General features: G+C 70.2%; 19 protein-coding genes and 6 tRNA genes. 14 read left to right on the top strand and 11 right to left on the bottom strand.

The features are described from left to right. Positions 1-341: 341 nt before the first annotated feature. Positions 342-1037, bottom strand: a complete 696-nt coding sequence (locus NLX83_RS29050) for a hypothetical protein (RefSeq protein ID WP_254238392.1) — start codon at positions 1035-1037, stop codon at positions 342-344. Continuing rightward, positions 1034-1390 (bottom strand): MerR family transcriptional regulator, encoded by a 357-nt coding sequence (locus NLX83_RS29045; protein ID WP_254238391.1) that lies wholly within the window; start codon positions 1388-1390, stop codon positions 1034-1036. The genes NLX83_RS29050 and NLX83_RS29045 overlap by 4 nt, the downstream gene beginning before the upstream one ends. Before the next feature lie 52 nt (positions 1391-1442). On the opposite strand from NLX83_RS29045, the gene NLX83_RS29040 reads away from it, so the two are divergent. After that, positions 1443-2273, top strand: coding sequence for an NAD(P)-dependent oxidoreductase (locus NLX83_RS29040; protein ID WP_254238390.1), 831 nt, complete (start codon positions 1443-1445; stop codon positions 2271-2273). A 52-nt stretch (positions 2274-2325) separates the two neighbouring features. Continuing rightward, the gene (locus NLX83_RS29035; protein ID WP_254238389.1) at positions 2326-2799 is read left to right on the top strand and encodes an SRPBCC family protein; all 474 of its coding nucleotides are present in this window, start codon (positions 2326-2328) and stop codon (positions 2797-2799) included. On the opposite strand, the gene NLX83_RS29030 is transcribed toward NLX83_RS29035, so the two are convergent. The 3 genes from NLX83_RS29030 to NLX83_RS29020 are packed head-to-tail and all read right to left on the bottom strand — an operon-like array spanning position 2726 to position 5970. Then, on the bottom strand, positions 2726-3505 hold the full coding sequence (locus NLX83_RS29030) for a glycosyltransferase (RefSeq protein WP_254238388.1): 780 nt from the start codon (positions 3503-3505) through the stop codon (positions 2726-2728). The genes NLX83_RS29035 and NLX83_RS29030 overlap by 74 nt on opposite strands. Continuing rightward, positions 3484-4770, bottom strand: coding sequence for a bifunctional PIG-L family deacetylase/class I SAM-dependent methyltransferase (locus NLX83_RS29025; RefSeq protein ID WP_254238387.1), 1287 nt, complete (start codon positions 4768-4770; stop codon positions 3484-3486). The genes NLX83_RS29030 and NLX83_RS29025 overlap by 22 nt, the downstream gene beginning before the upstream one ends. Positions 4771-4785: 15 nt before the next feature. Then, the gene (locus NLX83_RS29020) at positions 4786-5970 is read right to left on the bottom strand and encodes an MFS transporter (protein WP_254238386.1); all 1185 of its coding nucleotides are present in this window, start codon (positions 5968-5970) and stop codon (positions 4786-4788) included. Positions 5971-6420: 450 nt separating this feature from the next. Here NLX83_RS29020 and NLX83_RS29015 point away from each other — a divergent pair. The 6 genes from NLX83_RS29015 to NLX83_RS28990 all read left to right on the top strand — a co-directional run bounded on the left by NLX83_RS29015 (position 6421) and on the right by NLX83_RS28990 (position 6975). Next, positions 6421-6504: transfer RNA gene (locus tag NLX83_RS29015), tRNA-Tyr, on the top strand. A 14-nt stretch (positions 6505-6518) separates the two neighbouring features. After that, positions 6519-6609 (top strand) — tRNA-Ser (locus NLX83_RS29010). An 8-nt stretch (positions 6610-6617) separates the two neighbouring features. Next, positions 6618-6687, top strand: a tRNA-Ile gene (locus NLX83_RS29005). A gap of 36 nt (positions 6688-6723) precedes the next feature. Further along, a tRNA-Ser gene (locus NLX83_RS29000) sits at positions 6724-6815 on the top strand. Between the two features lie 6 nt (positions 6816-6821). Then, a tRNA-Val gene (locus NLX83_RS28995) sits at positions 6822-6897 on the top strand. A 5-nt stretch (positions 6898-6902) separates the two neighbouring features. Then, positions 6903-6975 (top strand) — tRNA-Val (locus NLX83_RS28990). 281 nt (positions 6976-7256) lie between these two features. Here the strand turns inward: NLX83_RS28990 and NLX83_RS28985 are convergent. The 3 genes from NLX83_RS28985 to NLX83_RS28975 are packed head-to-tail and all read right to left on the bottom strand — an operon-like array spanning position 7257 to position 11676. Further along, complete coding sequence (locus NLX83_RS28985; protein ID WP_254238385.1) at positions 7257-9911, bottom strand: AAA family ATPase; 2655 nt, start codon at positions 9909-9911, stop codon at positions 7257-7259. A 55-nt stretch (positions 9912-9966) separates the two neighbouring features. Continuing rightward, a complete protein-coding gene (locus NLX83_RS28980) occupies positions 9967-10620 on the bottom strand; it encodes a class I SAM-dependent methyltransferase (RefSeq protein WP_254238384.1) in 654 nt (217 codons plus the stop codon). Positions 10621-10638: 18 nt separating this feature from the next. Further along, positions 10639-11676: a helix-turn-helix transcriptional regulator gene (locus NLX83_RS28975; RefSeq protein WP_254238383.1), complete on the bottom strand. Its 1038-nt coding sequence runs from the start codon at positions 11674-11676 to the stop codon at positions 10639-10641. Positions 11677-11854: 178 nt separating this feature from the next. Here NLX83_RS28975 and NLX83_RS28970 point away from each other — a divergent pair, with 178 nt between their 5' ends. Further along, the gene (locus NLX83_RS28970; protein ID WP_254238382.1) at positions 11855-12769 is read left to right on the top strand and encodes a VlmB-like protein; all 915 of its coding nucleotides are present in this window, start codon (positions 11855-11857) and stop codon (positions 12767-12769) included. Here the strand turns inward: NLX83_RS28970 and NLX83_RS28965 are convergent. Continuing rightward, positions 12759-14024, bottom strand: coding sequence for a cytochrome P450 (locus NLX83_RS28965; RefSeq protein ID WP_254238381.1), 1266 nt, complete (start codon positions 14022-14024; stop codon positions 12759-12761). The two genes, NLX83_RS28970 and NLX83_RS28965, sit on opposite strands and share 11 nt — an antisense overlap. A gap of 120 nt (positions 14025-14144) precedes the next feature. Here NLX83_RS28965 and NLX83_RS28960 point away from each other — a divergent pair, with 120 nt between their 5' ends. Genes NLX83_RS28960 through NLX83_RS28945 form a run of 4 tightly spaced genes read left to right on the top strand, consistent with a single transcriptional unit; the run spans position 14145 to position 18568 of the window. Then, positions 14145-15743, top strand: a complete 1599-nt coding sequence (locus NLX83_RS28960) for an aldehyde dehydrogenase family protein (RefSeq protein WP_254238380.1) — start codon at positions 14145-14147, stop codon at positions 15741-15743. Next, positions 15743-16864, top strand: coding sequence for an acyl-CoA dehydrogenase family protein (locus tag NLX83_RS28955; protein ID WP_254238379.1), 1122 nt, complete (start codon positions 15743-15745; stop codon positions 16862-16864). The genes NLX83_RS28960 and NLX83_RS28955 overlap by 1 nt, the downstream gene beginning before the upstream one ends. Then, complete coding sequence (locus NLX83_RS28950) at positions 16861-18060, top strand: aspartate aminotransferase family protein (RefSeq protein WP_254238378.1); 1200 nt, start codon at positions 16861-16863, stop codon at positions 18058-18060. Before NLX83_RS28955 ends, NLX83_RS28950 begins: the two co-directional genes overlap by 4 nt. A gap of 10 nt (positions 18061-18070) precedes the next feature. Then, a complete protein-coding gene (locus NLX83_RS28945; protein WP_254238377.1) occupies positions 18071-18568 on the top strand; it encodes a type II toxin-antitoxin system RatA family toxin in 498 nt (165 codons plus the stop codon). 345 nt (positions 18569-18913) lie between these two features. Here the strand turns inward: NLX83_RS28945 and NLX83_RS28940 are convergent, their stop codons facing one another. Continuing rightward, entirely contained in the window at positions 18914-19240 is a 327-nt protein-coding gene (locus NLX83_RS28940) for a hypothetical protein (RefSeq protein ID WP_254238376.1), read from the bottom strand. Positions 19241-19352: 112 nt separating this feature from the next. Between NLX83_RS28940 and NLX83_RS28935 the strand changes: the two genes are divergently transcribed. Continuing rightward, positions 19353-19541 (top strand): DddA-like double-stranded DNA deaminase toxin, encoded by a 189-nt coding sequence (locus tag NLX83_RS28935; RefSeq protein WP_254238375.1) that lies wholly within the window; start codon positions 19353-19355, stop codon positions 19539-19541. Here NLX83_RS28935 and NLX83_RS28930 read toward each other — a convergent pair. Next, positions 19516-19734 carry a hypothetical protein gene (locus NLX83_RS28930; RefSeq protein ID WP_254238374.1) on the bottom strand — a complete coding sequence of 73 codons (219 nt, stop codon included), beginning with the start codon at positions 19732-19734 and terminating at the stop codon, positions 19516-19518. The two genes, NLX83_RS28935 and NLX83_RS28930, sit on opposite strands and share 26 nt — an antisense overlap. Between the last annotated feature and the right edge of the window lie 78 nt (positions 19735-19812).

The raw sequence follows: 19812 nt of genomic DNA, 5'->3' as shown, positions 1-19812 counted from the left end.
CCGCGAAGTCGTTGTCCTCCGGGTTGTCCGGCCGGGTAGTCCGGCGTCGGACCCGTTCATGCCGCCACGAGACTTCGCGAAACTTCGAAGAGATTGCTGTCAACGCCCGCGAGGCCGGACGCAACCTCGTCCTGCAAGTCCCCCAGCACTCCGCGCACCAAGTAAACTCTGCCCATGCACTCCACCCGCCCGCTCACCCCATCCACGGCGCGCGCGGTCTAGAGAACCCCGTTTCGTACTCATAACGGGAAAAAGAGCGTTCCAAAAACCCGTTTTGAGTACGAAACGGGATTTTGGGCTGCCGCCACGGATGTTTGGGGGGCGGCGAGGCGGGGTGGGGGCTAGCCGAGGGCGTTGCGGTAGTCCCAGTAGTCGTTCATCTCGCTGCGGGCGCGGGTGACGGCATCGGACCACGGTCGCGCGGCCGTGAAGACGACCCGGCAGTGAACGTGGGTCCGGTCGTGCTCGCGCCCCCTGCGCAGGAGTTCTTCCTGGACCAGCATCGAGGTCCGTACTCGGAGACCGAGGGAGGGATCGTTGCGGTAGCGGGCCGCGAGGTTGGCGTGGACCTGTTCTTCGGTCTCCGTGAGGACCACGGCGAAGTCCCAGGCGAGGGTCGGCAGGGCGTGGCGGCCGGTGATGACGGTGTGCGGGAACTCGTAGTGCCCGTCCAGGTGCAGGCGGGGCTGTTGTGCGATCACCGCCCGCACGGCCGGGGCCAGGACGTCGGCGGCTCGCAGCCGCGCGGCGGCCAGTTCCTCGGCCGTCCCCGTCAACGGCTGCTTCGGCCACGGGCCAGTGCCTTCGGTCTCGACGAGGTCCCGCCAGTCCTCGGCGTCGTCGTAGGACAACTCGGGATGCTGCTCGGGGCCGGTCATGGCGCGCACCGCTTCCAGCACGTCGCCGGTGTCGATGACGTGCCCGTTGTACCTGGCGGCGAGCGCGTAGGCGAACCTGGTCCGGCCGGTGCCGGAAGCACCGCACACCACGGTGAGGGGCCACGATCCCGGGAAGACCTTCAACGAATGATCGGTCACGCGTCTGCCCGCCCACCGATGATCGTGTCGAGGTTGGCGCGGGTCGCCTCCAGCTCGTCGATGGCTTCGCCGATCTTGTTCCGGTGCTCGACCAGCGCGTCGACCAGCTCCGGGCACAGGGGCGCCAGCACGCCGTCGTCGTCGAGCATGCACGGCAGCACCTGCGTGATCTGCGCGGTGCTCAGCCCGGCCGCGAGCAGGACGCGGATGCGCCGGACCGCGGCCACGTCCGCGTCGCCGTACACGCGGTAACCGCTCGGCCGCCGTTCCGGGCGCAGCAGACCCTGCTCCTCGTAGTACCGCAGCGCGCGCTCGGTGACGCCCGCCCGCCGCGCCAGTTCCCCGATCCGCATTCCGGCTCCAGCCTTGACTCTCACGCCGACGTGAAGGTCTAGCTTAGCCGCCATGACACCCGTTACCGTCCTCGGACTCGGCCCGATGGGCCGCGCGATCGCGACCGCGTTCGCCGCGGCAGGCCACCCCACCACCGTGTGGAACCGCACGCCTGGCAAGGGAAACGACCTCGACGCCACCCACGCGGAGACCGCGGCCGATGCGATCGCCGCCAGCCCGTTCGTCGTCGTGTGCGTGATGAACTACGAGGCCGTGCGGTCGGTCCTGGACACCGACGCGCTCAAGGGCCGCACGCTGCTCAACCTCACCGGCGGCTCGCCGCAGCAGGCCCGCGAGATGGCCGAATGGGCGGCGGGGCACGGCATCGACTACCTCGACGGCGTGATCCTCAACGGTGTCGTCGGGGGACCGGAGGCGGCACTGCTCTACAGCGGTCCCGACGAGATCTACCAGGAGCACCAAGGCGATCTGGCCGCTCTCGGCGAGAACGGGACCTACGTCGGCGAGGACCCCGGGCGGGCCGCCGGGTTCAACATGTCGCTGCTGGACCTGTTCTGGACGTCGATGTTCGGAGTCGTGCACGCGTTCCGGCTGGCCGCCGCCGAGAACGTCGGCCCGGCCGAGTTCGGCGGCTACGCGAAGGTGATGGCAGGCATGCTGCCCGACCTGATCGACCTGGTCGGCGAACACGTCAGCACCGGTCACTTCCCCGGGGACGCCTCCACGATCGCCTCCGCGGCGGCGATCCTCGACGACCTCGTGGACACCGTGCGGGCCAACGGACTCGACGACGGCGTGCTCAGCGCGGGCCGGTCCGCAGTGCGGCGGGCCATCGACGCGGGGCACGCCGAGGCCGGGTTCTCCCGCCTCGCCGTGCTCTAGGCCGACGCGCGGCACTTGACGTGCTTGATGCGGGGCGGGGAACGTGCACGCCGTGGACCAGGAGAACGTGAGCGCCACCCTGACCTTCGCCGTGCCCGCCGCGCGGGTGTTCGCGGTGCTGGCGGACCCGACGACCCATGCGTCGATCGACGGCACCGGCTGGGTGCAGGAATGCGTCGACCGGACCCCGCTGACCGAGGTGGAGCAGACCTTCCGGATGGACATGTACCACTCCGGCCACCCGGACGGTGACTACCAGGTGGTCAACAAGGTCCACGTGATCGACCCGCCCCGCGCCATCGGCTGGCTGACCGGGTACGACAAGGGCGGCGGTGAGCTGGCGTTCGGCGGCTGGTTCTGGCGTTACGACCTCGCGCCACTGGGCCCGTCCGAGACCGCGGTCACGCTCACCTACGACTGGTCCGCGGTGCCGCAGTCCGTCCGGGAGTACCTCAACTTCCCGCCGTTCGGCCCGGAACACCTCGGCAACTCGCTGCGTCACCTGGCCGAGATCGTTCGGCGCTGATCGACCTGAGGAGGTCGGCGAGGCCGCCGGAGGCGCGTCCGCGCACCCGGGAACTGGTCCGGACCGGCGATTCGGTCGGCTTCGCCAGCGGACAGCCCGCCTGGTTCAGCCGGGTCCACAGCGCGTGGTCCTCGCCCGTGGACAGCGGCGGGAACCCGCCGACGCGCAGGTAGGCGTCGGCGCGAACACCGAGGTTGGCTCCGTACACGTGGTCGTGGCCGTCACCGCGGATCAACTCGCTGACCATTCGCTCGTAGCGGCGGCGCGTCCGGTCGTCGTGGCTGGCCCAGTCGGCGATCTCGGTGAGCCCGGCGACGGCGTGCGCGCCCAGCTCCGCGTGCCGGAGGTGGGCGCGCACCCAGTCCCGGGGCACGACCGAATCGGCGTCGGTGTGCAGCAACCAGGTCTGGGCGGCGGGCCGGGCCAGGCGGGCGATCGCGTGTCGCGCCCCGCGGTCGCGCAGGGAGCCCAACGGTCGCCCCCGCCGGTCGACCAGCGTTTCGGCACCTGCCGCGTGCGCGTGGACCAGCGGGGCGGTGCGGTCGTCACACCGGTCGAGCACGACGACGATGCTCGTGCGGATTGCCGGTGGCACAAGGGAAAACGCCTCCAGCAGTCCGTCGAGGCACGCGCCGATCGAGCCCTCTTCGTTGTGGGCGGGCACGACCACCGCGACACCGGTGATCAACCGCGCCTCAGCACGCACAGCAGGAACTCGTCGTCGACGTGATCCACCAGCGTCTCCAGCTCCGGCCGCGCGATCAGGCGGCGATGGGCGGCGGCTCCGTCGCGGGGAGCCTCCGGTGCCCAAGGCCGCCAGTGCACGGCGGCGACCTCGCCGCCGGGTCGCAAGGCGGCGACGACCCGATCGAGCACGGAGTCGAGATCGCGGTCGTCGAGGTAGTAGAGGATTTCGCTGAGCACGACCAGATCGCAGGGGGCCGAGGGAAAACCGTCCGGCAGCGACGCCTGTTCGAGGTGAACGTTGTCCGCGCCGGTGAGCCGTTTCCGGGCGGCGGCCACCGCGTCGGGCACTACGTCGAAGGCGAACAGCCGGTCGCAGCGCTGAGCCAGTTCCGCCGTGAGAAGCCCGGTCCCGCAGGCGGGTTCGACCACCGTGCCGTACCGCTCGCTAGGCAGGCTCGCCATCAGAAGCGCCCGCTTGCGTCGTTCGTACCATCTCGTCGCGCCGGACCAGGGATCGGCGTCTCCGGCGTAGAGCTCGGCGAACCTCTCCACCGGGGCCGTCTGCCGCCGCGGCTCCCGGAACAGCACCTCGGACTCGCGGTCGAAGTGCTCAAGCACGTCGGCGGGCAGGATCGGCGGCGAACCATCGGGGCCATCGGTGAGCTGTGACCGGAAAGCCAGTACCGCGGCGGACTTCCGCGACCGCTGGTCCTTGGACAACGGATACCGGTGGGCCAGCTCCCACGGCACCTCGGCGTCGTCGTGGCGCATCCAATGCCACATCCAGATCGGATAGGACCACCGGTGCGCAGTCACCGGCGCGGCGGCCAGCACCGCCTCGGCCACCGCCTGGTGATCAGGATGGGGGTCGCCGGGCCACGGGAGCAGGCAGCAGTCGGCGCCCGCCAGCAGTTCGCGCAGCAGGGCCACGAGTTCGCCCGTGTGCTCGGCGAGTCCGGAGTCGGGCAATCCGAGCCAGTGCACCCGCACATCGCTGAGTTCTTGAAGCCGCAACGCTTCCGTGAGTTCCGCGCGCCGCACGCGTCCCAGTTCCGACCTGGCTTCGGCTCCCAGGTTCGGAAACGCCGCCTCGCCGTCGGAGGCGACGACGAGCGTCACCGCGCATCCGGCGGCGTGCAGGGCCTGCATACATCCGCTCGCCCCAAGGGTTTCGTCATCGGGATGCGCCGCGACCGCCACGACCGTGCGGTAGTCGCCGGGCTGGAACACCGGCAGATCCCGCAGCCGCAACTGGTTCGTCCACTGTTCCTCAAGCGCCGTCAAGCCCGTGTCTCCCTCTTACAGTCGTGCCGTCAACGACATCGGCTCCGCCACGCGCGAACGCCGGAACAGCAGCACCACGGCGACAACCACGGCGAGGCCGCCCGCGGCCGCGAAGCCCATGGCGGGTGAGGTCGCGTCCATCACCGCGCCGACGACCGGCGCGCCCATCGCGCTGCCGAGGGTGAGCGCGGACTGCTGGAGACCCATCACCTCGCCGCGCACCGCCTCGGGGGCCAGACGGCTGATCCAGTCCGAGATCGCGACCAGCACCGGGGCGCACAGCGCGCCCGCGGGCACGATCGCCAGGCACAGCCACCACCAGTCGGTGGCGAGTCCGATCGGGATGGTCAGCAGTCCCATCATCCCCATCAACCCCAACGGCGAGACCGCCCTGGTCATGGCGCCGTAGACGAAACCGCCGAGCAGCGAGACCAGGCACCACACGACGACCACGGCGCCGGTCCAGGACGCCTGCCCGTGGAGCTGGAGGCTGGCGATGATCGCGACGTCCGTCCCGGCGAGGACCAGGGTCGCGCCCGCGGTGATCACGAGCGCGCCGACCAGCTCCCCGGTCAGCCACTGCGCGCGCGGGACCGGGTGCGCCGGGCCGGAGTTCTCCTCGGACCGGATCGGCGGGTCGACCAGGAACATCGCCGCCCCGGTGAGCACCAGACCACCGCCGATGGCCACCATCGCGACCGTGGTGGAGACCTGCGTGGCCAGCAGCACGCCGAGCGCCGGGCCGAGCATGAAGCTGACCTCGCCGATGATCGAGTCCAGCGAGAACGCGGCCTTGCGGTGCTCCGGCGGCACGATCGCGATCAGCGCCTGGCGCGAGGTTGCGCCGACCGGCAGCGTCAGGAACCCGCCGAGCAGGGCGGTGCCCAGCAACGAGGAGTAGGGCAGCGACGGCGCGACGAACCAGAAGGTGGCCTCGCCGATCGTGGTGATCGCCAGCGTCAGGCGCAGGCCACGGCGGTCGACCAGGCGGCCGAAGAGCGGCCCGCTCAGCGTCATGCCGATCGTGACGAAGGCGATCACCAGCCCGGCCGCGCCGTAGCCCTGCTTCAGCGTGAGCACCACGTGCATCGTGACCGCCACGCTGACCGCGGCCCCGGGGACGCGGGCGAACAGGGCGATCAGCAGCAGGCGCAGCACGCCCGGCAGGGCGAGCACCTGCCGGTACCGGGAGAGGGCCACGCGATCATGCTCACTGATTCGCACCGGGTTGTGCTTGCGGCAGTAGGGCTTTCGGCACTGCACGAAGGTGATGTGGGGCACTACGCGTGGAATCGTCATGTCCGCGCGCGCACCGGCGCTGGTCCATTGTGGACGCGCGAGCGGAATAAACGCGTTGACGCGTGCGGACTCGCCGGTGATGATGGATCCACACAAGCAACCGAGGAGAAACTGCGATGGACATGCGGAAGCGAGGGACGGGGCGGCAGTACGTGCCCGCCGTCGTCGTCGACGTGTGCCCGTCGTATGACATCAGTCGCTTGTCCCAGCAGGAACGGCTCCCCGCCATGACCTAGTAGGGGTCATGTCCAGGGAGCCGCCCATCGGGGAACCGATCCGGGCGGCTTTCTTTGTTCTGCGTACCCGACATTCGGTTCATTGACATGTGCATAGCGGAGCAGACATCGCCACGGTGGAGATGGGGCTGTTGGAGCCCCGCCCGGCTGTAACCCGGGAGCCCTTGCGGCACAGGGGGTTCGACTCCCTCCTCCACCACTGAGCACGACTATGGAGGGCTGGCCGAGCTGGTAAGGCACCGGAGTGCTAATCCGAGATCCGGGACGAGTAGTCCCGGCGCGCGTTCGAACCGCGCGCCCTCCGCGCGACAACGAGGTGTACGACGGTTCGTACGGCGCTCTGATGAAGCGTCCGGCCCGGGTTCGACTCCTGGCGCCTCGACGGGTACAGCGACGGCGGTAAACCGTTGCCGTGCAAGGAGGATTGGCCGAGTCCGGGAAGGCAGCCGTCTCGAAAACGGTGGTCGGGCGTGAAGAGCGCCCGCGCAGGTTCGAATCCTGCATCCTCCGCGGTCCGCGCGTGTGGCTCAGCGGCGAGAGCACCCCGTTCACATCGGGGAGGTCCCAGGTTCGAGTCCTGGCACGCGCACCACCCGACGTCCCGTAGCTCAGCAGGCAGAGCGTCCGCCCGACATGCGGAAGGCCCCAGGTTCGAGTCCTGGCGGGACGACTGTGACTGTCCCCTGTGGACGGTCACCCGCGCGCGGGGCCCGGCGGCCACCCGGAGCTCATATCTCCGGGACACCTGGATCGACACCAGGACGCGCGACCACCGATCGCCGATGTCCGCTCCGCTGTGCACCGGCGATCGCAACGCCCCTCGCACTCGCCCCCGAAACAAAGTCTTGGCGGCGTCGCGTACGACTGTGAGCGCGGACAGCAGTTGGTCGAGCGCGGGCACGCGACCCGCCAACAGTTCCCGGCGCTGCTCGGTGAGCGTCACGGCGCGCATCACCCGCTGACGTCCGAGGCGTCGCCGCGCTGTTCGGCCTGGTGCAGCGCGGCGGTCAGCGCGGCCCGGCCCGGCACGGCGAGCTTGCGGTAGATGCTCGTCAGGTGCAGCTCGACGGTTCGCCGCGTGACGAACAGCGTCTGCGCGACGTCCTGGTTGCGCATACCGCTCGCGGTCAGCCGGGCGACCTGCCACTCGGCTGAGGTGAGTGCGCTGATCCCGGTGTGCGCCACCGTTCTCGGCTTCGCCCCGGCCTTGATCAGTTCCTGGTAGGACTGCTCGGCGACGCGGGTCGCCCCGCAGTGCTGGGAGAGCGTCAAGGCGGTCTTGAGTTCCTTCCGCGCCTCGGCGAGGTTCCCGGCACGGGCGCGTGCGCGCCCCAGCTCCAGGTGCGCCTTGGCCGCGTCCAGTTCGGCGCCGGAGCCGCTGAGCACGGAGACCGCCTCGCTGAGCAGGTCGACGTCGCCGCGGATGATTCCCGCTGCCTGCAACGCGATGCCGAGGCAGCGCGGGGCGCCCCACTGGCGTGCGAGCCGGAGTTCCTCCGTGACCAGCTCCTCCGCCTCCGGCCCGCGACCGAGCAGCTGGTTGACGATCGCGGCCTCCGAACGCCACGGCTGGACCGCCGGATTGACGACGCCGAGCCTGGCCAGCAGCCTGCCGCACTGGTCGAAGTCGGCGAGCGCGCCTTCGAGGTCACCGCGAGCCATCCGCAGTCGTCCCCGGGCCGCCAACACGATGTCGATCTGCATCTGGTCGGGCAGCGGGCCGGTCAGTCCGGCTTCGGCGAGCGTGTCCATGGCGGCGTCCAGCTCGCCGCGTTCCACCAGCGCGTCCACGAGCGCGGCGAAGCGCACCGGCAGCGAAGGCCGCCACCGAGGGGTGTCCTTGACGGCGATGTGCGCGTCGTCGAGGGCGTCCTGAACACGGCCGCGCATGTGGTTCACGTGGGAGCGGAACGCGGCCGCCGCCAGGTACAGCACCTGGGTTCCCGTTCGCTGCGCGTGGGCGAGCACTTCGCCGAGCTGCGCGGCGGCCAGGTCGAGTTCCCCGGCTCTGGCCAGGGCCAGCATTCCGTAGACGTAGGTGATGGAGGGCTCGCGGAACAGCGCGCCGCGCGCCATGCACCGCCGGGCCAGCCGAATGGTCGCGGGCCGGTCGAGGGTGACCCAGGAGGCGTGCGCGGCGAGCATCGCGGACACGGCCAGGCCGCCGACGCCCGTGCCGAAGTCGGTCGCAGCGGCCTGGTCGGCGATGGCGGCCAGCCGGTGCCGGGCGAAGTCCCGGGTTTCCTTGTGCAGCAAGGCGATCGCGACCAGTTCCGCTTCCAGCCACCAGCGGCGGTCGGCGTCGACGCCGTCGGCGGTCGCGTTCTCGATCACGGTGACGGCCTCGGCCGGTCTGCCGCTCATCGCGAGTGTCTGGGCGAGCCGGGACGCCACGACCGCGCGCGAGCCGGGCTCGGTGGCGGCGATCATCGCCACGGTCAGGTCGCGCACCGCCGCGGCCCCGTCGAAGTGCTGTTCGGCCACCCCGAGCTCCAGGTGCACGAGCTGGAACTCCTCGGGCGTCAGCCGTTCCTCGGTGGCGCGCCGCAGCAACGCCGCCGCGGCCTCCGGTTCCGCCTTGGCCATCGCGTCCGAGGCGGCTGTTCGCAGCACGTCCACGGCGTGGTCGAGTTCGCCACTGCCGAGGGCCATGACGTGCCGGGCGACCTGGGCCGCCGGTGCGTGCAGCGCCAGCAGCGCCTGGGCCGACCTGCGGTGCAGCTCCGCGCGCCGTTCGCTCGGCAGGTTGTTGTAGACGGCCGTGCGCGTGATGGGGTGAACGAGGATTCCCATGCCGGACAAGCGGTTCAGCAGTTCCGCGGTCTCCGCTCGCGGCACGTTCGCCACACCCGGGATCACCTCGGGGTCCGCGTCCGCGCCGAGGACGACGATCGCTTCCGCCACCCGTTCCTCCCGGGCGTCCAGCCGGTGCCGGACGTGGCGGGCGATCGTGTCCGGCCCGAAGTCCCGAATCCGCTCGGCCTCGTCGAGGGTCGGGCGCACCCGGGCCGTGACCAGCTCCCGCAGCAGCTCGTCGAGGAACAGCGGGTTCCCTCCGGTCGCCGTGCGGCAGGCGAGCGCGAACTCCTCGGCTGCGGGCTCGCCCAGCCGGGCGGTGACCAGCGCCGCGACACCGGCCGAGGTCAACGGCCCTGGCCGGAGGAGTTGGCTCGCCCGGTGGCGTTTGCTCTCGCGCAGCGGGTCACCGCGCGTGGCGATCCCGACCAGAACGGGCAGCCCCTCGATGCGCCGGATGAGGTGCGCCAACCAGTCCAGCGAGGGCGGGTCCGCCCAGTGCCCGTCATCCAGGGCGATCACCAGCGGCCCGTGCGCGGCCACGAAGCCGTACGGATCGAGCGAGGGTTCCCAGGCGGGACCGAACAGCGCGCGCACCACACCGAACGGACGATCCCGTTCACGTTCGTAGCCCGCGGCGGCGGCGACGGTCATCCCGTACCGGTAGGCATCGGAGATCAGCACGTCCAGCAACGCTGACTTGCCGATCCCCGGCTCGCCCTCGATGATCAGGACGCGCGGCTGCCCGGCTCGGACATCGGCGAGCGCCGCCTCGATGGTCTCCAGCTCGGTGGCGCGATCATGAAGCATCGGTGGTGGACGGTAACCACCCGCGGGCGCGGCACCAAGCGGTGTTCGAGAACTCTTACCGCTGAGCCCGGAACAACGCCGAGCCGCCGACGACGTCGACGTGCACGACGTCGAAGTGCTGGCGCAGCGCGGTTTCCAGGCCCGCCAGGTCGTCCTCGCGGTTGCACCAGATGCCCTTGCGGTTGTAGCTGGCCAGGATCGCCCTGCCGAACAGGTTGTGGCCGGGCAGCGCCCCGAGCACCGTGCTGCCGAAGACCCACGCGCCCGGCCGCATCAACGGCTTGATGTTCTCGAACACCACCGCCTTGTCGGAGAACCGTCCGGGCAGGCAGTGCAGCAGGCAGTTCATCCCCACCGAGCCGAAGCTCTCCTCTGGCAGGTCCAGCGGTTCCATCACGTTGCCCTGCTTGAGCTCCGGGGCGTACCTGGCCAGCCTGCGAGCTGCCTTGCCGAGGGAGTTGCGGTTCATGTCGAGCAGCGTGAGCCGGGGCGGACCGGGGTAGGTGCACCGGTCGAGGAAGTAGCCCGTGCCGACGCCGATGTCGAGGTGGTCGGTGGAGACGTGGTCGTCGTACAGCGCGACGACCCGGCTGCTGGGGCAGCGCCAGGCCAGTGGTTGCGAGACGCGCAGGACGGCGGTGTTGTAGATCGCCAGGATCGCCGGTGAGTAGACGGCCTGGCCGGGGACGGGGTCCAGATGCGCGGACAACGGGCGCTCCTTTGCGGGTCAGTGCAGTTCGTGCGGCTTGATGCTGGGGAACAGCGAGCTGATCAGTTCCCGTCTGCTGTTCACCGACAGCGCCGAGAACACGGGTTTCAGGTGGTCCTGCACCGTGTGCCGGGAGATCCGCAGGTCTTCGGCGATCTCGGCCGAGGTCATGCCGCGCAGCACCCGCAGGGTGACGGCCACCGAGCGCGGCGTCGCTCCCCGCGCGTACAGCAGGTACGGCGCCACGCGCAACGGCGGCGCGGGCTGGATCGACACGGTGAGCCGGTCCGCTCCCGTCCTGGTGCGCAGCACGCTTCCGTTGAGCAGCAACCAGCCGAGGGTGGGGTCCGGCAGCAGCGCGCGCCGGTCGCCGTGGTCGCCGCCGGTGAGCTTGGCGGCGAAAGTGGCCAGTACCAGGGGAATCTCGTCGCAGCGCTGCGCACCGGAGCGGTCGAGAAGATCCCGTGCCGTGTCGTCGATCGCGTCGACGACTCCGTCCGCGTCCAGGCTGATCACACCAGCGCGCTCGGCCTGAAGACCGCCGACGGGGATGGTTCGCACCCGGCACACCAGCTGGTCAGTCAGCCTCGCCGCGACACCGCGCACGTGGGTGATCTCGGCAGCCGAGAAGTCCGGGGTGCCCTCGGCCCGGCACAGCACCAGATAGCCCCAACACGATCCACGGGATACCAGTGCTACGCGAAGTTCGTGCCGTAACCCCAAGGGTCGCAGGATCGTGCGGTAGCGGTGGCTGCGTTCCAACGCACCGTTGGTGGCCGAGGACAACAGACCTACGGGATGTCGTTGCCGGGCAAGCCAATCGAGCTTGTTGAAGTCAGGCGCCCCGTACTCGGCCCGCACGGCCGCACGCAGGCAGGACTCCGGCAGCCCGGCGACGCGCGCGGTGTCGATCAGCCCGCTCGCCGGGTCGGTGGAGCCCACGCACAGCGAGTCGAAGGAGACGCGGGTGGACAGTTCGGCTGCCGCGGCGGCCCACAGGTCGTGCGGGTCGGGGCCCGTCTCGGCGGGGTCGGGCCGGTCCAGTTCGGCGAGCATGGGCCTCGATGCGCGGTGTCGGCGGTGGGGCGGGCCCGCCCACCTTCGCCACCGGAGCGCCCGGCCGACAACCGCAGTGTTTTCCGAAGTGCTATCCCAGAAAACTTGGGATGGTCGGCTGAACAGCGGGTTCCTAGCGTCGGGCGCAACGGTCACCAATCAGAGGAGCGTCCGCCGCATGTCGCACACGATCGCCGGTCAGCAGCAGTTGGTCGAGTTGGGGCCCGAGCAGTGCGGCCTGGAGTTCTGGCACTCCGAGGTCATCGGCGGCCAGGTGCTGGGCCAGGTCAACGGCCACCGGCCGGACGCCGGAGTGCCCGAGTTCCTGCGGGAGCCGGGACCGCTGCGGGATTCGCTGATCGCCGAGTTCGCGTTCCAGGCGATCGCCGAGGAGAAGGCCACCAGGTCGCTCACCTCGCTCATCGCCACCGCGCCCGACCTGGCCACGATGGAGTTCTACGCCTCGCAGCTGATGGACGAGGCCCGGCACGGGCACATGTACCGGTCGCACCTGGTCGAGCTCGGTGTGGAACCCGCCTCGCTGAACGAGGTCATCACCGCCTACGCGGGCGCGGCGGCGGAGATGGTGCTCTCGCCGGTGCAGTCCTACGGGCTCGACATCATGGACAAGCACCGCGACTTCCACCGCGGCGTTGTCATCCTGACGGTGCTGGTGGAAGGGGTGATCGCGCCGATCACCGAGCTGAGCGAGCAGAAGTGGAGGCCGCTGCACCCCGCGGCCGCGCAGCTGCAACGCAGTGCCAACACCGACGAGATGCGGCACTTGTCCGTGGGCAGCACGGTGATCCGCCGCCACCTCACCGACAACCCGGAGCGCCGCGCGGAGCTGCTGGAGATCGTCGACGCCGGGCGCGCGCTGTGGGAGAGCCTGCCCATGGCCGCCGTGCAGCTCGCGCTGGAGGGCGTGTTCCAGCAGGGCCTTGAACAGCAGGCCGAGCTGGTCGGCGACTACGAGATCTGGGCGGGCAAGCGCCTGCTGGACAGCACGCCGGAGGAGCGGGTGGAGCTGGCCCAGCGCTGGTCCCGGGAGATCCAGGACGAGCGCCTCGCCTACATGCTGCTCACGGACTGACGACCACGGGCAGCCTGCGCAGGCCGCGCACGACGAAGGAGTTGAGCCACTCGACCTCCCCGGCCGGTTTCAGGCCGGGGAGGCGGGTGACCAGCGCGCGCAAGGCGATCTCGCCCTCCAGCTTGGCCAGGCTCGCGCCGAGGCAGTAGTGCGTGCCCGCGGCGAAGGCCAGGTGGTCACGGGAGTTCGGCCGGGTGATGTCGAAGCGGTCCGGGTGCTCGAAGACCGCCGGGTCCCGGTTGGCGCCGCCGTAGAGGACGATGATCGGTTTGCCCGCGGGCAGCACGTGACCGTCGATCTCCAGGTCGCTGCGCACCGCGCGCAGGGTGCTCTGGATCGGCGCGTCGAAGCGCAGCGCCTCGTCGACGGTCTGCGGGACCAGGTCGAGATCACCGCGCAGCAGCGCCAGCTGCTCCGGGTTCGTCAGCAGGGCGAGCAGCGCGGTGCCGATGAAGTTGACCAGGGTCTCGAACCCCGCGAGCAGGGTCAGCTCGCACAGCGCGATGAGTTCGCGAGGGGTCGGTTCCCCGTTGGCCTCGTGCAGGATGCGGCTGATCACGTCCTCGCCCGGATCAGCCTTGCGCCGCTCCAGGAGGTCGCGGAAGAACTGCTCCATCTCCGCCAGTACCACGGTGAGCTCCCGGGACTGGGCGACCGTGCGGACGCCGTCCCCGGCAGCGCCCACCACGCGTCCCCAGCGGGTCAGGCGGTGCACCTCGGTCACCGGCACGCCGAGCAGGTCGCACATCACCAGCACCGGCAGCTGCGCGGTGAAGTGCTCGATCAGGTCGAACGGTTCTCCCTTGGGCAGCTTGGAGATCAGCTCGTCGACGATCCGCTCGATCTGCTCCGCGCGGGCCCGGGACGCCCTCGGGGTGAACGCGGGGACGACCAGGCGGCGCAGCCGGGTGTGGTCCGGCGGGTCGATCCCGGTCAGCGAATCGCGCAGCGGGTGGATGGCGTCGGCGGGGAACGCGGCCTTCGCGGTCGCCCCACCCGCCTCACCGCCGAGCACACCGCTGCTGATCTCGGGATGGCGGACCAGTTCCGTGATGACCCCGTGGGAAGCCGTCGCGTAGAGGCCGAGCCTGCTGCGGTACCACGGCCCGCGCGAACGGATCTCGCTGTACAGGGGATAGGGGTTGCGTTGCCGGGCCGGACGGTCCAGTTCCGCGACCAGGTCACCGAATCCGGCGAAGGTCCTCGCCACGACCCGTGTCAGCCACAGCGACCCGGCCAGCTTCACGTCTGTCATGGCGGTAAGGCTCGGAGCGCGCCTCGTTCGCGCGCAATCCCAAGTATCTCGGGATACCGGCGCGGCGGCGGGCGCCCATAGCGTCCGGTTGCCAACAGTGCCACGTTGCCGGGAGCTGCCTTGCGAAGCTATCCGAACTCCATCGCCGGTCGTGATGTCTCGGCGGGCCAATGGGTCCACGTGCTCCGGGCGAGCGCCTTGCTCGACGATCCGATGGGCGCGATCCGGCTCAAACGGGAGCTGGACCGAGGCACCCGAGAGGCTTCCGGCGACTCGCGGATCGCCGGGCGCGTCGCCGTGACGTCCGTGCAGCACTGGGAGCAGGCCGCCGCGGCTGCCCGCGAGGCTCAGCGGGACTGGGCACGCCGCCCGCTCACCGAACGGCTCGCCCTCGGCGACGCGCTGCACGCGACGTTTGAGTCCAAAGTGGACGAATTCGTTGAAGTGCTTGTCGCAGAAGGACATCCGCGCAGACTGGCGTTGTGGGAGGTCGCGGGTGTGCTGCAAGGACTGCATCCCGACACGAACGCGGTCCTCGGTGAGATGCTGGAGGTCCGGCGGCGCGCCGGAGACCGGGACATCCGGCTCGTGCGCAAGCCCGACGGCGTGGTGGCGTTGAGCCCGCCGCAGAACGCCGCCGCGTCGAACTCCCTGCTCGGCCTGAGCACCTTGTTGGCGGGCAACGCGATCGTGGTCAAGGCGCCCCGCAGCGGACCGCTCGGCGTGGCGTGGGCGTGGCGCGAGGTCGTCATCCCGGTGCTCGCCGAGTGCGGCGCCCCGCCCGGCACCGCCAACCTCATCTGCGGTGCGCCGCGTGAGGTGCTGGACCACTGGATCTCCAGCCCGGACGTGGACGACCTCTTCTACATCGGGGCCAGCGGACGCGGTATCGAACTGGGCGACCGCGCCACCGCCGCGGGCAAGAAAGCGGTGCTGGAGCTCTCCGGCAACGACGGCGTGCTCATCTGGTCCGACGCCGAGATCGACCTCGCGGCACAGGCGTTGGTCGAGTGCTTCTACGGCTCCAGCCAGATCTGCATGGTCCCCAAGTACGCGGTGGTGCACCCCGACGTCGCCGAGAGGTTGATCGAGGCGCTGATCGCGCGCTTGGACCAGGTGCGGCCGGGCCTGCCCGAGGACGAGCGCGCGTTGCTGACGCCGGTGCTGAAGACCGCGGGTTTCTTCGACCTGCTCGGCGAGGCGACGCGGGCGGGAGCGACGGTGCGCGCGGGCGGCGAGCGCACTGATCACAAGGGCGTCGTCGATCCCGCCGGGGTTTTCCTGCAACCCACGGTCATCGACGTGCGCGGACTGGAGCTGGCCGAGCGGTTGCGAGCTGTCCGCGAGGAGACGTTCTTCCCGCTGCTGCCGATCGTGGTGCCCGAGCCCGCGCCGGACGGCGAACTGCTGGAGTCCATGCTGCGCTTCGTCGACGGCAACCCGTACGGTCTGCGGAACTCCTTGTGGGCCCGCGATCCTGGCGTCATCGACGCGTTCTGCGCGACGGTGTCCAACGGCGGCCTGTTGAAGGTCAACGACTCACACCTCGGGTTCGCGCCGACACTGCCCACCCACGGCGGCAGCGGTCTGACCGGGGGACCGTTCGGCGAGGCCAACTATCCCGCGCTGCGCACGAGCCGCCTGCAGGGAATCAGCATCGCCACCGATGTCACGCCGCGCGAGCGGATCTTCGACACCGCGCTGCCCGGAGGTGCGTGATGCGGTTCCTCCGCGAGGAGCGCGCGCGACTGGACTCAGCACTGCCGGGCCTGGACGAGCAGCTGGCCGACTGCGGGCTGATGGCGTTGGAGCAGCAGGACAATCCCGGGCTCGCGTTGTTCCGCAAGGCAGGCGGCGCCGGAGCGCTCGTGCCGGAAAAGCACGGCGGGCTCGGGCTCAGCGCGCTGGCCGCGTTGAGCGCCACGAGGGCCATCGCCGCGCGCTCACCATCGCTGGCGGTCGCCGCGACGATGCACAACTTCTCGGTCGCCAGCCTGGTCGCGCTGGCCGAGCGCAGCGAGGGGTTCGAGTGGATGCTCATCGACGCCATCGCCCGGGACCGGCTGCTGGTGGCCAGCGCGTTCGCCGAGGGACGCACGGGCCAGAACATCCTCCGACCCGCGATGCGCGCCGAAACCGAGGACGGCCAATGGGTGGTGTCCGGCCGCAAACGCCCATGCAGCCTGTCCCGCTCGATGGATCTGCTCACCGCCAGCGTGAACCTGGCTGAAACCGGTGTCGAGCTGGGCATCGCGTTGATCCCGGCCACCACACCCGGGATTTCGGTGCGCCCCTTCTGGAACAGCCTCGTGCTCAACGGAGCGGAAAGCGATGAGGTGACCCTGGACCGGGTGTCCGTCGCCGACGAGCTGATGGTGCGCCCCGAGCCCGGCCTGGACGAGTTGCAGACGATCGGGCTGGTCTGGTTCACGCTGCTGATCAGCGGCTGCTACCTCGGCGCGGCGTCGGCGCTCGCCGAGCGGTTGTTGCTTCGGCGCCGAGCGACTGCCGAGGTGCGGTCCGGGATCTGCGCTTCCTTGGAGACAGCCATGTTCGCGTTGGAGCGCGTCGCGTCGCGGGTCGACGACGGCGCGTGCGGCGCGGACGAACTGGCCATGGCCCTCGCGGCGCGCTACACGACGCAGGACCTGGTCACCCGAACCACCTCGGCCGCGGTCGAAGCGCTCGGCGGAATGTCCTTTGTGGAGAGTCCGGAGGTCGCATACCTGTCGGCCACCGTGCACGCGCTCGCCTTCCACCCACCCTCGCGGGCATCACTGGCCACCGCGTTCGACGACTACTTCGACGGTGCCGAGCTCAGGCTGGAGGAGACACTGTGAACCGCCACCTCAGCACCGCCAGGGCGGCAATGGCGCGGATGTTCGGCGACCACCTGGAGGAGAGCTCCACCGGCGCCCTCGTGCGCACCAGCGACGGCCGCGAGTTCTTGAACTGCGCGGGATACGGCGTTTTCTTCCTGGGCGCAAGGCATCCCCGCGTCGTCGACGCCGTCGTTGAACAGATCCGGCGGCATCCGCTGTCGACGAGGCTGTTGCTTGAACCCGCCAGCGCCGCCGCCGCGGAGACACTGGCCAACGCGTGTCCGCCCGGACTGTCCAAAGTGCACTTCGTGGGTTCGGGCGCGGAAGCCACCGAGACCGCGATCAAGCTCGCCCGCGCGCACGGTGCCCGCCGCTTGATCACCACGGTGAACGGCTACCACGGCAAGACGATGGGTGCGCTCAGCGTCACCGCCCGCGAGCTGTACCAACAGCCTTTCCAGCCACTGCTGCCCGACGTCGTCCACGTGCCATTCGGCGACGCCGCGGCCCTGGCCGAGGTGCTCGCCGACGACGCGCGGTCGTGCCTCATTCTCGAACCGGTGCAAGGGGAAGGCGGCGTGATCGTCCCGCCGACCGGTTACCTCCGCGAGGTGGAATCGTTGTGCCGCAAGCACAACACCGTCCTTGTGATGGACGAGATCCTCACCGGCCTGGGCAGGCTCGGCCGTTGGTGGGGTGCCGATGGGATTCGGCCGGACGTGTTGCTCGTCGGCAAGGCGTTGAGCGGCGGAGTGGTCCCGGTGGCCGCCGCAGTCTGCACCGAGGAGATCTACCAGCCCTTCGACCGCGATCCGTTCCTGCACACCTCCACCTTCGCGGCGGCACCGATCGCCGTCGCCGCGGCGCGGGCGGCCGTCGAGGTGATCCGCGACGAAGCTCTGGTTCCGAGGGCCGAGGCGGTGGGCAAGTGGCTGCGCGAAGAACTCCGGCGCAGCGTGGACCGGCACTGCCCGCACCTTGTCCCCGAGGTTCGCGGCGAGGGGCTGCTCATCGGGGTGGAGCTGGCGAACGCCGGGCTGACCGGTGAACTGCTGCTGGCGTTGATCGACCGGCGCGTGCTGGTCAACCACTCGCTCAACAACTCCACGGTCCTGCGCCTCACTCCGCCCGCCGTGCTCAGCGACGGCGAGGTCGAGCGGATCGTGGACGCCTTCGACGAGTCCTTCGCGGCCATCGCCGCGCGCTTTCGGTGAGGAGACACAGGTGCACGCGGTTGAGCTGACAGCGGAAGTAGCCGGGCTCGGGGCCGCGGAGGTCTTCAGCACGCTCGCGGACTTCAAGCGCTACCCGGACCTCGTGGAGGCGGTGGAGGAGGTCCAGGTGCTGCCCGCGGAGGCGGACGGGTCGGTCCTGAGCACCTGGGTGGTGCACTTCCGCAACGGCCTGCTGCGCTGGTCGGAGTCCGACACCTTCGACAGCGCTCGCGGTGAGATCGCGTTCCGCCAGCTCGAAGGCGATTTCGACATGTTCGAGGGCGGCTGGTCAGTGCGGGAGACCGCGGTGGGCTGCCAGGTCGTCTTCCGCGCCCGCTTCGACTTCGGTGTGCCCAGCGTGGCGAGCATCGTCGACCCGGTCGCGGGCCGGGTCCTGCTGGAGAACATGGAGATGATCACCCGCGGGCTTTTCCACCCCGCCGACGTCCGCGTGACCACCGCCGAACACGGACCGGACCTTCACGAGGCCCCGTCCCCGCACTCATAACGCGCCCGCTCTTTCTCTTCTGGCACTTGCCCTCATCCGCTGTGTCAAAGAAGGCGCACGGCATGCATGCGGCTGCATCCCGGCGACCATGGACGTCGACAGACCGGAGTGGTGACGGCTCCGGTCCCGGAACGGCAGGGGGAACCGTGGAAGCGGATCCGGAGACCGACGTCGGCTCTCTGCGCACCGCAGCCTCGGCCGCACGCGAGTTGACCAGCCCAGCGATGGCGCATCGGCCTACGCCGCCGAAGCCGCGCGCAAGGTCGCCGAGGGCGTGGACCGGCTTCACCGCGCTGCCACTTGTATGGAGGAAGCCGCAGGCGGCTTGAGACGGTCATGAGCCCGCTAGCCGAGATCATCGCCATTCTCCGGGCGATCCCGCACGAGATGCCGCAGGACGGCTTGCGCGAACTCGCGCGATGCATTCGCGATGAGATCCGGCCCAGCGTGCGTGCGGTCGCGGACAAGGCCGGGAACTTCACGCTCCACGATGCTCTCGGCCTGCTCGGCTCCGCTGCCCAGGACTTCGAGGATGCGGCAGCTGATCTGCTTCTGTGCAGCGAGCAGATCAACCTCTACCGGGCCGAGGTCTTCCCCAATGACGCCGTTCCCACGATCAGCGCCGCTCCACAGGAGCGGACTCCGACTCAGGGAACCGCTTCCGTGCCGCACCCTTCACGGTGGGATGGGCACGCCCTTGTCGGTACGTTCGATCCTGCCTGGGCGGAGAACGTGCGCCGCACGATGCTCCGCCCCACGGAGGGCTCGAAGCAGACAATGGGACGTGGGCGCCTACCGAATGCGGCAGGAGAACATCACCTATGCGGTCGTAGTTCTCACCAAGCGCATGCGCCGAGGCGGTTTCGACTGCTACACGGCGGTGTGCGCCATCCTCCCGCTGGGCTCCACGCTCGTAGTGTGGGAACCCGACTCCGACCAGCCGAAGATCATCGAAGGGAAGGCCCATTCGTGACCAGCCGCGCCGAGGTGGTGTTGTCCGCGCTCCTGGACAACCACATGCACTCCGCGCGCACTCCCGAGGAGATCGCCAACGTGATCCGCATGCCGTGGATGTCGCGCACCCCGACTGGCCGACGCTGCTCTACCTCTGGGACCGCCCGTGCACGACGTTCCAGGAAGACGGCGAACACGCCTTCCCCGGTCACCAGCTCCGAGCGTCCACCGACCCCGAATCAGGATGGGGCGCGTTGAACTTCGTCCTCGGGCGAACGTCCCAGCTCGGT

This window comes from Allokutzneria sp. A3M-2-11 16, from assembly GCF_024213555.1.
Taxonomy (GTDB): domain Bacteria; phylum Actinomycetota; class Actinomycetes; order Mycobacteriales; family Pseudonocardiaceae; genus Allokutzneria.
Note: the sequence above shows the minus strand (reverse complement) of the source record. Positions and strands in the feature narration are given on the sequence as shown.

Coding starts and splice junctions, on each gene's coding strand:
- NLX83_RS29045 (WP_254238391.1), bottom strand. CDS start 1,390: ATGCGGATCGGGGAACTGGCGCGGCGGGCGGGCGTCACCGAGCGCGCG.
- NLX83_RS29040 (WP_254238390.1), top strand. CDS start 1,443: ATGACACCCGTTACCGTCCTCGGACTCGGCCCGATGGGCCGCGCGATC.
- NLX83_RS28985 (WP_254238385.1), bottom strand. CDS start 9,911: ATGCTTCATGATCGCGCCACCGAGCTGGAGACCATCGAGGCGGCGCTC.
- NLX83_RS28975 (WP_254238383.1), bottom strand. CDS start 11,676: ATGCTCGCCGAACTGGACCGGCCCGACCCCGCCGAGACGGGCCCCGAC.
- NLX83_RS28970 (WP_254238382.1), top strand. CDS start 11,855: ATGTCGCACACGATCGCCGGTCAGCAGCAGTTGGTCGAGTTGGGGCCC.
- NLX83_RS28965 (WP_254238381.1), bottom strand. CDS start 14,024: ATGACAGACGTGAAGCTGGCCGGGTCGCTGTGGCTGACACGGGTCGTG.
- NLX83_RS28955 (WP_254238379.1), top strand. CDS start 15,743: ATGCGGTTCCTCCGCGAGGAGCGCGCGCGACTGGACTCAGCACTGCCG.